Source organism: Kitasatospora sp. NPDC015121, assembly GCF_055562955.1.
Map to the genome: position 1 here is coordinate 12194 of NZ_JBVHEH010000018.1, position 12023 is coordinate 24216.

At 70.8% G+C, this 12023-nt stretch carries 13 protein-coding genes and 3 pseudogenes; 9 read left to right on the top strand and 7 right to left on the bottom strand.

Translation table 11 applies throughout. From position 1 onward, the window contains the following. The first annotated feature begins 8 nt into the window (after window positions 1-8). The 5 genes from ACZ3J7_RS26110 (at window position 9) to ACZ3J7_RS26130 (ending at window position 2913) form a co-directional block, all read left to right on the top strand. Entirely contained in the window at window positions 9-419 is a 411-nt protein-coding gene (locus ACZ3J7_RS26110; protein ID WP_465625285.1) for a hypothetical protein, read from the top strand. Window positions 420-623: 204 nt separating this feature from the next. After that, window positions 624-857, top strand: a complete 234-nt coding sequence (locus ACZ3J7_RS26115; protein WP_465625287.1) for a hypothetical protein — start codon at window positions 624-626, stop codon at window positions 855-857. Window positions 858-1737: 880 nt separating this feature from the next. After that, the gene (locus tag ACZ3J7_RS26120; protein ID WP_465625289.1) at window positions 1738-2289 is read left to right on the top strand and encodes a hypothetical protein; all 552 of its coding nucleotides are present in this window, start codon (window positions 1738-1740) and stop codon (window positions 2287-2289) included. 107 nt (window positions 2290-2396) lie between these two features. Further along, entirely contained in the window at window positions 2397-2573 is a 177-nt protein-coding gene (locus ACZ3J7_RS26125; protein ID WP_465625291.1) for a hypothetical protein, read from the top strand. Window positions 2574-2682: 109 nt separating this feature from the next. Continuing rightward, complete coding sequence (locus ACZ3J7_RS26130; protein ID WP_465625293.1) at window positions 2683-2913, top strand: hypothetical protein; 231 nt, start codon at window positions 2683-2685, stop codon at window positions 2911-2913. Between the two features lie 108 nt (window positions 2914-3021). On the opposite strand, the gene ACZ3J7_RS26135 is transcribed toward ACZ3J7_RS26130, so the two are convergent. From ACZ3J7_RS26135 to ACZ3J7_RS26150, 4 genes and pseudogenes are all read right to left on the bottom strand, one after another. Further along, window positions 3022-3144, bottom strand: coding sequence for a hypothetical protein (locus ACZ3J7_RS26135; RefSeq protein ID WP_465625508.1), 123 nt, complete (start codon window positions 3142-3144; stop codon window positions 3022-3024). A 33-nt stretch (window positions 3145-3177) separates the two neighbouring features. Further along, a pseudogene (locus tag ACZ3J7_RS26140) lies at window positions 3178-3246 on the bottom strand (hypothetical protein); the annotation flags it as partial. Between the two features lie 71 nt (window positions 3247-3317). Further along, window positions 3318-3917, bottom strand: a pseudogene (locus ACZ3J7_RS26145) (IS5 family transposase); the annotation flags it as partial. 318 nt (window positions 3918-4235) lie between these two features. Then, entirely contained in the window at window positions 4236-5057 is an 822-nt protein-coding gene (locus tag ACZ3J7_RS26150; protein ID WP_465625295.1) for a hypothetical protein, read from the bottom strand. 274 nt (window positions 5058-5331) lie between these two features. Between ACZ3J7_RS26150 and ACZ3J7_RS26155 the strand changes: the two are divergent. Next, a pseudogene (locus tag ACZ3J7_RS26155) lies at window positions 5332-5499 on the top strand (IS701 family transposase); the annotation flags it as partial. A 437-nt stretch (window positions 5500-5936) separates the two neighbouring features. Beyond that, window positions 5937-6293 (top strand): hypothetical protein, encoded by a 357-nt coding sequence (locus ACZ3J7_RS26160; protein WP_465625296.1) that lies wholly within the window; start codon window positions 5937-5939, stop codon window positions 6291-6293. A 488-nt stretch (window positions 6294-6781) separates the two neighbouring features. On the opposite strand, the gene ACZ3J7_RS26165 is transcribed toward ACZ3J7_RS26160, so the two are convergent. From ACZ3J7_RS26165 to ACZ3J7_RS26175, 3 genes are read right to left on the bottom strand one after another with little or no spacing between them, the layout of a single operon-like run. Continuing rightward, window positions 6782-7534: an aspartyl/asparaginyl beta-hydroxylase domain-containing protein gene (locus tag ACZ3J7_RS26165; RefSeq protein ID WP_465625298.1), complete on the bottom strand. Its 753-nt coding sequence runs from the start codon at window positions 7532-7534 to the stop codon at window positions 6782-6784. Beyond that, on the bottom strand, window positions 7534-8613 hold the full coding sequence (locus ACZ3J7_RS26170; RefSeq protein WP_465625299.1) for a PLP-dependent cysteine synthase family protein: 1080 nt from the start codon (window positions 8611-8613) through the stop codon (window positions 7534-7536). Before ACZ3J7_RS26170 ends, ACZ3J7_RS26165 begins: the two co-directional genes overlap by 1 nt. A 35-nt stretch (window positions 8614-8648) precedes the next feature. Continuing rightward, window positions 8649-9578 (bottom strand): GHMP family kinase ATP-binding protein, encoded by a 930-nt coding sequence (locus ACZ3J7_RS26175; protein ID WP_465625301.1) that lies wholly within the window; start codon window positions 9576-9578, stop codon window positions 8649-8651. A gap of 217 nt (window positions 9579-9795) precedes the next feature. Between ACZ3J7_RS26175 and ACZ3J7_RS26180 the strand changes: the two genes are divergently transcribed. Then, window positions 9796-10917 (top strand): pyridoxal phosphate-dependent aminotransferase, encoded by a 1122-nt coding sequence (locus tag ACZ3J7_RS26180; protein WP_465625303.1) that lies wholly within the window; start codon window positions 9796-9798, stop codon window positions 10915-10917. Between the two features lie 52 nt (window positions 10918-10969). Then, window positions 10970-11980 (top strand): methyltransferase domain-containing protein, encoded by a 1011-nt coding sequence (locus ACZ3J7_RS26185; RefSeq protein ID WP_465625305.1) that lies wholly within the window; start codon window positions 10970-10972, stop codon window positions 11978-11980. Window positions 11981-12023 lie beyond the last annotated feature (43 nt).

The window sequence follows — 12023 nt, forward strand, 5'->3', positions numbered from 1 at the left end:
AAGCCCCTTTGCCCTTCGTCCGCACCATCGATTCCGCCCTCACCGACCCCCTGCCCGATGGCGAGGCCCCGATCGCCGGGCGCGGCGCTTACCAGGCACTACGCGAGCGCGGCCTTCCCTTCGTCCCCGTCCACACCGGCGGCGGCTGCTTCGCTCTGTCCCTCGTGCTCCCCGACGGAGAGGTCCTGGTCGCCGACGACGGACAGATCGCCCACGACGCCTCTCACCACGGCGCCTGGCTCGCCTGCTTCTACGCCGCACCATCCTCGCCCTACGACGCCGACGAGGACGACATGACCGAGATCTACCTCGGCGACGGCACCCTCTCCTTCGCGGACGACTGCACCGCCCTCGCCGACACGCTCGCCCGCTGGGTCGCCGCCCGCCGTGCCGACACCGGCTTCGTTCTCACCTCCTGAGCCCCACTCACCGAATCCCGGGTGCCCCCTCACCGTCATCGTCAGCCAGGACCCGGACCGGCCCGTCGAGAAGACCCGCGTGAAGATCTCCATCGACCCGAACCGCATCCCCGACCCGGGCATCCTCGCCACCGGTCTGTTCACCGCCTTCACCACCCACGACCGCACGGTCCTCGCATCAGCATCTGCGTCGCCTCCAGCGGCTTGCTGCTCGCCGCCGACGACGTCCACGAGCAGGGCCTGCGCCGTGACCGGAAGGCCGTCGCCCACCTCGCCAAGCAGCCCGACGGCGCCCGCCTGCGCCAGATCGGCAACGCGCTGAACCTGCCCGACCCCGTGGTCGCCAAGTCGCTTGCCCGACTGGCCGCCGACGGCATCGTCGTACGCGAGTACGAGGGCGAGTCCTTGCCGGTGTGCTCCTACCGGCTGGCTGACTGAACCCGCGCCCCCTTCGCCCCGGGCCGTTCGCCCCGGGGCCCACCGACCGCCAGGAGAGGGTCGCGCACGCCCACCACTTCCACAACGTCGACTTCGCCCGGTCATCGTCTCCCCTTCCAGTGAGCACCGCGCCAGCCGCCGCGTCCTGGCCAACCCGCTGCTGCGCGTCGCCGGGCCGACGAGGTTCGCCCCGGCGACCTGATCGTCTCCGCCCTCGACCCCCATGGCCAGGACCGGATGCCCCGCACCGGCTACCTCGCCTCCGGCCCCTACCCGGCCGAGCCCACCGCTTTCAAACTGGGCTGCGGCTGCGGGGTGTGCGAACTCCCCGAGGTCCGCGGACCCAACGGCACCGTCGTTCTCACCACCGGCTGGCCCTGGGGCACCTGCGACTCCTGGCCCGCCGACGAGTTGGTCCTCGTCCTGCCGCGCCTGCGCCTGTTCACCCGGCCCCACGCCGGGCCCGCTGGTGCGCGACGTACTCCCCCTTCAACATGCGCTGAACCCGATGACCGTCTCTTCTCCCCCTCGCTCCTAACCGGAGGTTCCCGTGTCCCACCACCTGACCGTCGCACAGCTCGTCGCCGCGCTCTAGGGCCTCGACCCGCACCTGCGGGTCCGCCTCGCCGTCAACCCCGACTGGCCGTACGCCCACTACGTCAGCACCGACATCGTCGTCCACGACGGCACCGCCTACATCGGCGAGGACGGCCAGGACTGCTACCTGCCGCCCGCCGTCGGCGAACACCTCGCCTGGGCCTGACCGTCCCGCCCCACCCCCAGTTCGAACAAGGAGAACCGCATCACCACCCCGGAACGCTCCACCGTCCAGCCGCTCGACCGCCTCGCCGTCCGCCCGATGCCCGCCGGAGTCCGCGGTGTGCTCGTCCGCAGCACGCCCGCCGGCCCCGGACGCCCGATCGGCGTCCTGTGGCTGCCCGCCGACGCCCCCCGCCTCCCCTTCGGCAGCATCAGCCTGCGCTGGGAGCCCGCCACCGGCTCGGGCTGGGACGTCACCGCCCGCCTCGGCCTGGCCACCAACGAGGTGCACCTCGCCTCCTGGCCGGCTGCCTCAGACGACTGGCCCACCCTCGTCCGTCCCACCCTCGCCGAGGTCACCGGCCTGTGGGGCGCCTTGGCCCTCGCCACCACGGCCCTCAACTACGCCCTCGGCCTCACCGAACCCGGCCCGCACCTCGATCTAGACCTCGACCTCGACCTCGACGAGATGAGCACCGACGCCACGCACGCCGCCCTCGCCGACGCTGTGAACACCCTCGCCCCGCCCCACCCCGTCCGCCAGCTCTGGGAGCACCTGGACACCACCTTGACCGCCGGTGGCGTCGAGTGCTTCCCGGCCCCCTGGGACGACTGGGTCGGCCTCCCCCACCAGTGCCAGGGCCACCCCATCGACGCCCAGCCGTGCGACTGACTCGACCCGTAACCGGTGCCCGCACTCGCGCACGACACGAGGCCGCCCCTGCCCACCGGCAAGGGCGGCCTCGACGCACGTCCGCCCCTTCCGCCCCGCGTACCCTCGTGAGCGGACCACCGAGGAGGAACACCATCGCCGACGACCAGCAACTCTGGGGATGCGCCGAGGTCGCCGCGCACCTGGGCATCAGCGTCGAAGCCACCCGCAGCCGCAAGAGCCGCGGCGCCCTGCCGGCCCCCGATGACGAGAACATCCCCGACCGCCCGCGCTGGAAGCCCTAGACCTTCACCAGCTGGAAGCCGCGAGGCCAGGGCTACCGCAGCGACCTAGCCGCCCGGCCCACCGCCGGACCGCCCACCGCCTGACCCTTCACGCCCTACGCTCCCCCTCATGAGCGCTTCCCCGAAGCCCTCACCGCCGTTCCCGCCGCCGGACTCCGCCGTGCTGCACGTCATCGTCCGCAACGCCGTCGAGTCCGTACGCTCTGGCGAGGCAAGCGTCGAGGAGGCGATCCTGCACGCAGTCGTCCAGGGCTGGTACGAGGGCCATATCCAGGGCGAGGACGAGTGCCCTGGCTGCGACTTTCGAGGAGCACTGCCCAAGTCGACCCGGCGCAGCTGACTCCTGCGCTCCGGTCAGGAAGGACCGCTAAGAGACCATGACCACCAGACCTGCCCGTCCCCGGCCCGTCGCCGTGGCAGCCTTAGAAAGTGTGGGGTAATTAGTTGGCTACTGATCGTTGAGGTCGTCGGCGAGGCGGCGGGCCGCTTCGGTCTCGATGGGACCGCGTGGTTCGATCTCCTCGCCGGCGAGGCGGGCGGCCATGAGCCGGATCATGGCGACCTTGACCATCGCTTCGGCGTGCGCGGTCTTGCGCTCGTAGTCCCTCGCCAACCGTCTGCACCGTCCCAGCCAGGCAAATGCCCGCTCCACCACCCACCTGCGGGGCAGCACCCGAAGCCTTTCACATCCGCGTTGCGCGGCACCGCCACGATCTCCAGCCCCTCGTGCCCGGCCGCCCAGCCGACCAGGCCGGCGTCGACCACCTTCACGTAGCCGCCGTCCACCCAGACCAGCCCGACCCGCGGAAAAAGCTCCCGGACACCGGTGAGGACCAGTTTCGCGCCCGCCCGGTCCTGCACCGAGGCCGAGTGCACCACCGCCCGCAAAACGAGCCCGCAGGTGTCCACCAGCAGGTGCCGCTCGCGACCCCGGAACCGCTTGCCCGCGTCGTAGCCGATCCCCTGCCCGCCCTGGTGACTGCGGGCCGACTGTGAGTCCAGCACCGCCGCCGAGGGCTGCGAATCCCGCCCGTCCGCCGCGCGCACCATCTCGCACAGCACGTCGTGGACCCGGCCCCAGATCCCGTCCGCACTCCAAGCGCGAAACCAGCGGTAGGCCGCGTCCCACGGCACCAGATCGGGCGGCACCAACCGCCACGCGCATCCGCTGACCAGCACGTACAGCACCGTGTCCACGACCAGCCGACGCGGGAACTTCAACGGCCGACCCGCTCTGCGCGGATCGCGCCGCGGTAGCAGCGGCTCGATCACCGCCCACTGAGCATCCGTCAGAGACGACTCGTAGGACGGCTTGCACGCGCAGACACACATGGCGGCGATCATCGCGGACACCCAGACCGCGACGACCACCGCCAGCGATCACACCACGCAGTCGATCAATTACCCGACACTTTCTGAGAGGGCGTGCCCCGGGGAAGCCCGACGCGGCGCCCCGGTCGGCGGGGCGCCCCATCGCGGCGGTGGGTCAGGGGGTGACAACGGCGAAGTCGGGGTCGGGGGCGGTGAAGTGGCCGAGGGGTTCGGCGATCACGCCGCGATCGGCGACGACCTGGACGACGCCACCTCCGGCACCGTCTCCCACAAGGCGCCCACCCTCCCCTGGACCGGTGACCTGACCGCGGGCCAGACCGCCGCCCCCACCTACTCCATCACCGTCGACAACCCCGACACGGTGACCGGGAACTCGCCAACACCGTCACCGGGCCGGACGCCTCCAACTCCGCCCCGGCTCCACCGACCCCGCGTGCTCCACCTACGACAAGACGGTTCCCATCCCGGCCCCCAGCCCCGCTGCCCGACACCGGCACCGGCACCGGCACCGACGCCCTCGTCCGGTGGGCGGGCATGGCCGCCCTCACCCTCGCGACCGGCGTCCTCCTCACCACCGCGCGGCAACGCCGGAGCCGCCGGTGACCTGACCTCTCCCACCAGCCACACCCGGAGCCCCCACGCGATCCCGGGCGGGGGCTCCCCATTTTGATGCTCCAGCGCCGCTCCGGGGCAGGTGCGGGAGTCCTCCGTCTGTTGGCGGCTCAGGAGGGTCGTCGTGAGTTCGACGGTGGCGGAGTACCACCAGAAGACCCAGTCGAGGAACGCCGGGTCGTAGTCCTCCTGCTGGGAGGCGTCACGGTGGCGGATCTCGAACTTGTTGGCAATCACGAACAGGGCCCCGTCGTCTGGCTTTCCGAGTTCTCTGCGGATGAGGTCGCGCCGTTCCTCCAGGACGCCTGCGAGCACGATCACCGGGGAGCGCTTCTCCTCGGTGGACGTGCTGCGGTCGCGGTAGAGGGCGATGGCGTGCGTGGTGCGCTGCTTGATGTCGGGGTCGGCGACGGCGAGGGCACGGTGGACGAGGTCGGCGCGGGCGGCGTCGGTGACCGCGCCGAGGCGGTCCTGGTTCTCGCCCTCGTCGGCGAGGCGGTACTGAAGCCGGCACTCGCGAGCAGGCGGTTCAGCCGCCATCGGTAGAGCACTCTGGCCGGGCCGACATGGAACTCGCGGTGGTGCCATCCGCATCCGTTCCAGGAGTGGAAGGTGCGATCCCGCGGCCGGGACACAAGATCGTGGAAGACCTCGACGAGGCCGAAGAAGGTGTCCTCGTGCCAGTTCTTCGGCTTGAGAGGCACAGCTGGCCGATGCCCAGACGTTACTCCAGGACTTCGGCCGGGTTCTGCGGTTGTTCTTCGACGTCGACGCACTCCTCGCTGAAGTGCTCAGCGAGGTAGCCGTTGCCGCGCGCCGGCGCATCGAGCACGACCCCCGGAAACTCAAGCATGGCCTGGGACTGGATCACTTCGAGGGACGCACCCGGCGCGGCCGGCACCACCACGTCACCCTCGTCACCGCCGCCCGGGCATTCCTCACCCTCAGGCGGCTCGACCCACAAGCACCGATGCCGGCCTGACCCCCTACCAGGCCCTGGGCCTACTCAAGGGCTGGACCGGCACCTGTGCCACCTGCAACCGCCCCCTACCCCGCACAAGGATCAGACACAGAACCAGAACCCAACGAACTGTGGGACGAGGGCTTCGACGCCGAGATCACGGTGACCTGCGCCGACGGCACCGCCTTCACCCGCTCTTACCGGCTGGTCACCATTCTCACCGACGCGCGCCGCCACCCCGCCACTCATCAGCCTCTACCACGAGTGCTGGGAACACGAGAGCACGTACTACGCGCTTCGCCACATGATCCTGGCCGACGCAACCTTCGCCCAGGCGACCGGGTCGGCCCCGAACAGGAGATGTGGGCCCTGCTCACGCTCTACCGGGCCCTGCGGACCGTGATGGTCGAGGCCGCCGGGTCTGTCCCGAGCGCGCCCCCGACCGGTGCTGCTTCACCGTGGCCGTCCAGACCGCCCGCGACCAAGTCGTCCAGGCCGTTGGCATCCTCCCCGCTGATCCCGGCACCCTCGGACTGATCGGCCGACGGGTGCCGACCCACCTCCTCGCGCCCCGCCGTCACCGGACGAGCGCCCGCAAGGTCAAGTCCCCGATGTCCCGGTACAGCGAGCGACGTAACGACGGTCGCCCTGATCGCAGCCGCGCCATCACCCACCCTGCCGTCACCGTCCTCGAAACCGACCTCGAACAGCTGCTTCTACCCAAAGCCTCCCGCGACGACCGGCACACCGTCCCTGCCCAGCGCCGACGACACCGCATCCTCTCCCTCCCCGAGGACGACCCGACCCGGCTGTAAAGACCCGCGGAGATCGCCGCCCACTTCGGCGACGTCACCCTGCACGCCACGTATCGGTAGCTCTCCCGATGGGCCGACAGCGGCCTCATCCACAAGATCGGCCCCGGCCTCCACGCAGCGACGGCCTGGACATCAACGGCCTTGCAGCCAACAGAAATCCGTTAACCACCCGGCCTTGGCCCATGCCTGGGTCCGGGTGGGCGCGGCATCGGTGGGCGGGCCGCGAAGAACGCGGTCGGTGGGAGCCGAGCCCGAGGTCCGGGGTGCCGACACCGTGAGTGTGCAGCTCGGCGTTCTGGACGTACGGGCCACCGGTGAGTTCCGGTCGGGGGCGAGCAGGTGGGAATCGGTCTTGGCCGCGATGGCCGGGCACTCGTAGCCGGCCGCCGCCACCGCGGGGCGAGACCCTACGAGTCGGATCCCCCTCCTCGTGCGGCTGCGGTGGGGTTGCGGCCGTGCCTTCCTCGTCGGGGGTGAGAGGCATACTGTCACTGCTGGCCGAGCAGGGTCCGAATTTCTGTGATGAGTGTCGTCAGTGCTTCGCGCTCCGGGGCCGTTGTTTCGGGGTGCCAGAGGTCGACGAGCAGGCAGGTGCGTGGCCGAGCGCCGTGATTCCAGGCGGAATGCCGGAATGAGTAGTCGAAGAGCAGGCAGCGCCCCTCCTCCCAAGTGCGGGTCTCGCCCGCCACATCGATTGCGCAGCCGTCAGGGATGTCGATGGCCACGTGCAGGTTGATGCTGAAGTTCCACAGATCACAGTGAGGAGCGATCTCGGCGCCCGGCAACAGGGTTGAGAAGTGGCTCTCCAGGAGGGGGCAGATCAGGTCCGTGCGGACGGCGCGCTCGTCCAGGATTCGGTAGGCGGTCGGGGCCACTGCCTCGGCCTCGGGCACGAGCGCGGCGTCGCGGTAGAGGTAGAGGGCTTTCCAGTCGTGCTTCTGCATCAGGTAGTGCTGGTACGGAGAGAAGACTTCGCCGCGCTGCGTCCATGCGTCGGTTAGCTCATCCTTAATCGCCACATGGGCACTCTCGAACGCCCGGACGATGCCGGCGATTTCCGGGTGCTCGTACGGGTCGTGCCAGGGATTCCTGGAGATGCCGGGCAAAATCCACTTCGCGTCTCGCTGAAGAGGGGCGCGGTCGCCTTCGCGCCGCTCCAACATGGCTTCCACGCGTTCGAGCGACGAGGTGCCGTACCGTACCTTGATGGCTTCGAACGACGTGGTGATTTCGGGGGTCATCAGCACCCTTCCTGAGCTGCGGCGGCGGTCGTGGTGGCGGCTGCGGTCTTCACCGCGGTTGCGGCGCGGAGCGTGCAGCGGGACCACGAGTCCACCACCGTTCCGGGGGCGACGTTCTGCGGCCACTCGCGGAACGGGAGCCGGTCGAGACCGTGGGCCTGCCAGTAGTCGTCGTCGTAGACGGTGTCGTGGTACCGGTCCCCGCGGTCGGGGAGGAGGCCGACGATGCGGGCGCCCGGGGCCGCCGTCTCGCCGAGGTGGCGCAGCACCCGGTACACGGAGCCGGAGGTGTTGCCCCCGAACAGCTGCTGTTCGCGGGCCAGTCGGCGGGCCGCTTCGAAGGCTTCGCGGTCGTTGAGCCAGTGGATCTCGTCGACCAGCGTGTGGTCCAGGTTGGCGGGCATGAGGCTGTTGCCGAGCCCGCTCTGCAGCCGCGCGGGGACGTCGGGCTGGCCGAAGAGCATGCTGCCGACGCAGTCCACCGCCACGACCCGCAATCCGGGTACCGTGCGGCGCAGGGCGCGGGCGGTGCCGCACAGTGACCCCCCGCTGCCGACCGATCCCACGATGACGTCGATGTGCCCGAGGTCGTCGAGGAGTTCGGCGGCCAGCGCCCGGTAGGCGGCGGGGTTCTGCGGATTGCTGTACTGCCGGGGCCAGAAGGCCCCGGGCAGGCGGTTCATGAGCGTCTCCAGCAGGTCCAGCCGGGCCCGCTGCCAACCGCCTTCGCCGCGTCGCTCGACGACGTGCACGACAGCCCCGAGGGTACGGAGTTTGGCCAGGGTGATCGGGTCGATCCGCGGATCGGTCACGATGTGCACCTCGTGGCCGAGGGCGGAGCCCACGAGTGCCACGCCTAGGGCCATGGTGCCCGAGGAGCTCTCGATGATGGGCGCGCCCTCGGCGAGCCGACCGGACCGCCGGGCGTCCAGGATGATCTGGCGCGCCACCCGGTCCTTCATCCCGAACAGGTTCTGCATTTCCAGTTTGGCGAAGACCGCCGCGCCGCTGTGACCGCCCGGCCGCAGCCGGACCAGAGGCGTGTGGCCGATGGCGTCTACGACATCGCTGTAGGACAAGGCCGTTCCTCCAAAGGACGGGAAGATCGAGCGGACTAGGACAGGAGGGCCGTCGGCGGGGCGAAGCCCAGCGTGTGGTCGAGGGTGACGTCCCCTGCCAGGGCCCGGCAGGCCGCCATGACCGCGTCCAGGCGCTCCGCGTGCCGGGGGTCCTCGGTGTGGAGGAGGACGCCGAGCGTGGTGCCGCTGTGGGCCACGGCGACGCCCAGACCGCCGTGGGCCGTGCATATTTCCATCAGGCGGGGGAGCAGCCGCTTCTCGTGCAGGCGCTGGTTCATCACCGAACTGCGGGTGGCCACCCTGCCGATGGCTGCCGTGTCACCGGACCGGACGGCGGCGGACAGCGCCGTCAGCAGACGCCCGTACTCGCGCATGTCCTGCGGGCCGAACGGTTTGGGGTGTTGGTTGAAGCGGATCGTATCGGTCACGCCGCCCTCGTCGACGCCCACCACGGCCAGTGGCGGCAGGTGCCCGAGCCGTGCGCACAGTCGCACCTCCCGGTGGTAGAAGGCCGTCGCGCCGTCGTACATCACGCCGTCGGTCGGCTCGATCGGCCGGATCAGCGCCTCGATGGTCGCCGCCGGCATGGGGATGCCGAAGGCGTGGCCGATCGCCCGGGCGGTCGCCACCAGGTCCGCGGAGGAGCTCGCCAGACCCTTGCCTTCCGGCAGGTCGTTGTGGAGCGTGAGCAGACCGCCACCCGGGATCCCGTGACGCCTGAGGATGCGTTCGACGAGCTGGCGGGACTTCAGTTTGCCGAACGGTTCGACGGTCAACGGCTGGTCGGGGGCCCACCGGAATTCGGCGGTGGCCCAGCGGTCGATCGGCAGGGTGACGAGGAAATCCCGGCCGCCCGGTGGCAGTCGGCCCTGCAGGAGTTCGCCGAACGTCCCGTTGGCGGTGCCCCGCCCCACCGTCTCGTCGACGGCGGCGGTTCGGAGTCGCGGACGTGTCACATTGGTCATCAGTCCTCCATCCAGGACGCGAGCCGGTGCGGGACCCACAGCCACCGTTCGCCCTTCGACGCCCTCTCACCGCACCTTTGGTCGTCGTCGCGGGTCGGGTCAATCAGCTGCTGCCAAGATGTCGGATGTCCGCCTCCTTCGTTTCCGACGACTCCGGTCGGGCCGCTGCGCGCACATCATGAGATTCCGTTCCCGTCCCGGAATCCAAGGTGCGCCCATGGTCAGGCCCGTTCAGGAGAAGTCCGTCGCCGTGCCCCGCGGCGCACCGGCGCGCTCGGCGCCGCGCCGGTTCGACGACGAGGGGAACGCGGAACTGCGGTTGCACGCCGGGGAGAACCCATACGGGGCCAGTCCCCGCGTACTGGCGGCATTGGCCGATCAGTTAGAGAACGTGCACCACTACCCCGACCGGCCCGGGGCCGATCTGCTCGCGGCGCTCGGCCGGCACCACCAGGTCCCGTCCGAGCGGATCGCCCTCGGCAACGGCATCGACGAGGTCATCCTCCTGCTTGTGCTCGCGCTGGCCGAGGAGGGCCGCCCCGCGGTCGTCACCGGGAGCACCTTCCTGAGCTACACGGAGAGCCTGCGCGCGGCCGGTCGCCCCTTCACCGCGTGCCCGCTCGATGGCTACCGGCAACCGGTCGGCGAAGTCGCCGAGCGGCTGCGCCGGGGAGCCCCGCTCGCCTTCGTCTGCAATCCGCACAATCCGACCGGCGGCTTGTTGGGCCACGCCGACCTGGCCCTGCTCGGGGAGGCCGCGTCCGAAGGCGGTGGTGTGCTGGTCGTCGACGAGGCGTACGCGGAGTACGCCGGACCGGGTTTCGCCTCCGCGCTGCCCGCGGCGGCCGGGGGGACGGGCGTCGTCGTGCTCCGCACTTTCTCCAAGGCGTACGGGCTCGCCGGGCTGCGGATCGGGTACGCGATCGCCGACCCGGCCATCACCGCGGCGGTGGAGCGGGTGCGCGGTGCGCTGCCGTACGGCGTGAACCGGTTGGCCCAACACGCCGCGCTCACGGCCCTCGCCGACCAGGGCCACCTGCGCGCGGGCGTCGCCGCTGTCGTGGAGACGCGCGAGTGGTTCCGGACGGAGCTGCTCGCCCTGGACCTCGAAGCCCCGGCCTCGCACGGCAACTTCGTTCTCGTCCGGATCGGAGCGCGGGCCCTCCGGGTCGCCGCTCACCTGAGAACCCTCGGCTGTCTCGTCCGGAACACGGCGGACATGGGTCTGCCCGGGCACCTGCGGATCTCGATCGGCACCCCCGCCCAGATGCGCCGCGCCCTTGTCGCGGTCGGCCGGGCCGTGGCCGCGATCGACGGCCACGGCCCGGCAGCCGACTGACTTTCCACCGTCGCCGCCCAGGCGACGCATTCGACCGATGAAAGGCAGGGAGATGTCTGCGACGTCGCTCTTCAACGGATACGTGACCACGGCTGCGGTGAGTGCGGGCTTCGACCTCGGTCTGCTCGACCGGGTGGCCCGGCAGGACAAGCTCGACCTCGACCGGTTCGCCGCGGACGGGGGCCTGTTCGCCCCGGCTCTGGACGCGGTCGCGACCACCCTGGCGGACGCCGGGATCCTGCGGGTGCTGGAGACGGGGCCGCTGGTGGTGGCCAGCGGCCCTGCCTTCGACGAGGTGTGGGCCAACAAGGGCTACTTCCTGTGGCTGGTCGGCGGCTACGGCGAGATGCTCAGCCGGACGGCCGGCCTCACCTCCGAGGCCACCCGTGCCGTCGCCGGATCCTGGCACCGGGACGGCGGGGCGATCGCCCGCGCCGGCAAGGACTACGGCGGGCAGTTCGTCGACCCGATCGTCGACCGGCTGCTTTCCGGGGTCGACTTCACCTTCCTGGCGGACCTGGGCTGCGGTAGCGCCAACCGCATCATCCGGCTCGCCACCGCCTACCCGGACCGGCGCTTCCTCGGCGTCGAGCGCGACAGCGGAGCCATCACAGTGGCCCGCGAGGCGGTGGCGGACGCGGGCCTCACGGACCGTGTCACCATCGTCCAGGACGACATCCAGCGGCTCGCCGACCGTCCGGAGTACGTCGAGGTCGACGCCCTGTCGTCGTTCTTCCTCGGCCACGACTTCTGGCCGCGCGACGCCTGCCTGCGCACGCTGGACGGCATTCGCCAGGCCTTCCCCAACGCCAAGGACTTCCTGCTCAGCGACACGTACGCCTCCCCCCGGCGGAGCGACGCCGAGACGCCGATCTTCACGCTCGGCTTCGAGTTGACCCACGCCCTGATGGGCCAGTACATCCCCACGCTCTCGGAGTGGTGCGACCTCTTCGAGGAGTCCGCCTGGCACCTGACCGGACGCACCCCGCTCGACATCGCCTACAGCGAGGTGTTCCACCTGGTGCCGGGCCGGTCCGACGGCGCGGTCGCCCCCGGGCATTGACCTGCACGGACGACCTGCACCCACGGGAACCCCCGGAGAGGAA

Excerpts from the sequence above, each read along its gene's own strand:
- ACZ3J7_RS26165 (WP_465625298.1), bottom strand. The coding sequence starts at position 7,534 with ATGACCCCCGAAATCACCACGTCGTTCGAAGCCATCAAGGTACGGTAC.
- ACZ3J7_RS26185 (WP_465625305.1), top strand. The coding sequence starts at position 10,970 with ATGTCTGCGACGTCGCTCTTCAACGGATACGTGACCACGGCTGCGGTG.
- ACZ3J7_RS26180 (WP_465625303.1), top strand. The coding sequence starts at position 9,796 with ATGGTCAGGCCCGTTCAGGAGAAGTCCGTCGCCGTGCCCCGCGGCGCA.
- ACZ3J7_RS26175 (WP_465625301.1), bottom strand. The coding sequence starts at position 9,578 with ATGACCAATGTGACACGTCCGCGACTCCGAACCGCCGCCGTCGACGAG.
- ACZ3J7_RS26135 (WP_465625508.1), bottom strand. The coding sequence starts at position 3,144 with ATGGTCAAGGTCGCCATGATCCGGCTCATGGCCGCCCGCCTCGCCGGC.
- ACZ3J7_RS26130 (WP_465625293.1), top strand. The coding sequence starts at position 2,683 with ATGAGCGCTTCCCCGAAGCCCTCACCGCCGTTCCCGCCGCCGGACTCC.
- ACZ3J7_RS26150 (WP_465625295.1), bottom strand. The coding sequence starts at position 5,057 with ATGGCGGCTGAACCGCCTGCTCGCGAGTGCCGGCTTCAGTACCGCCTC.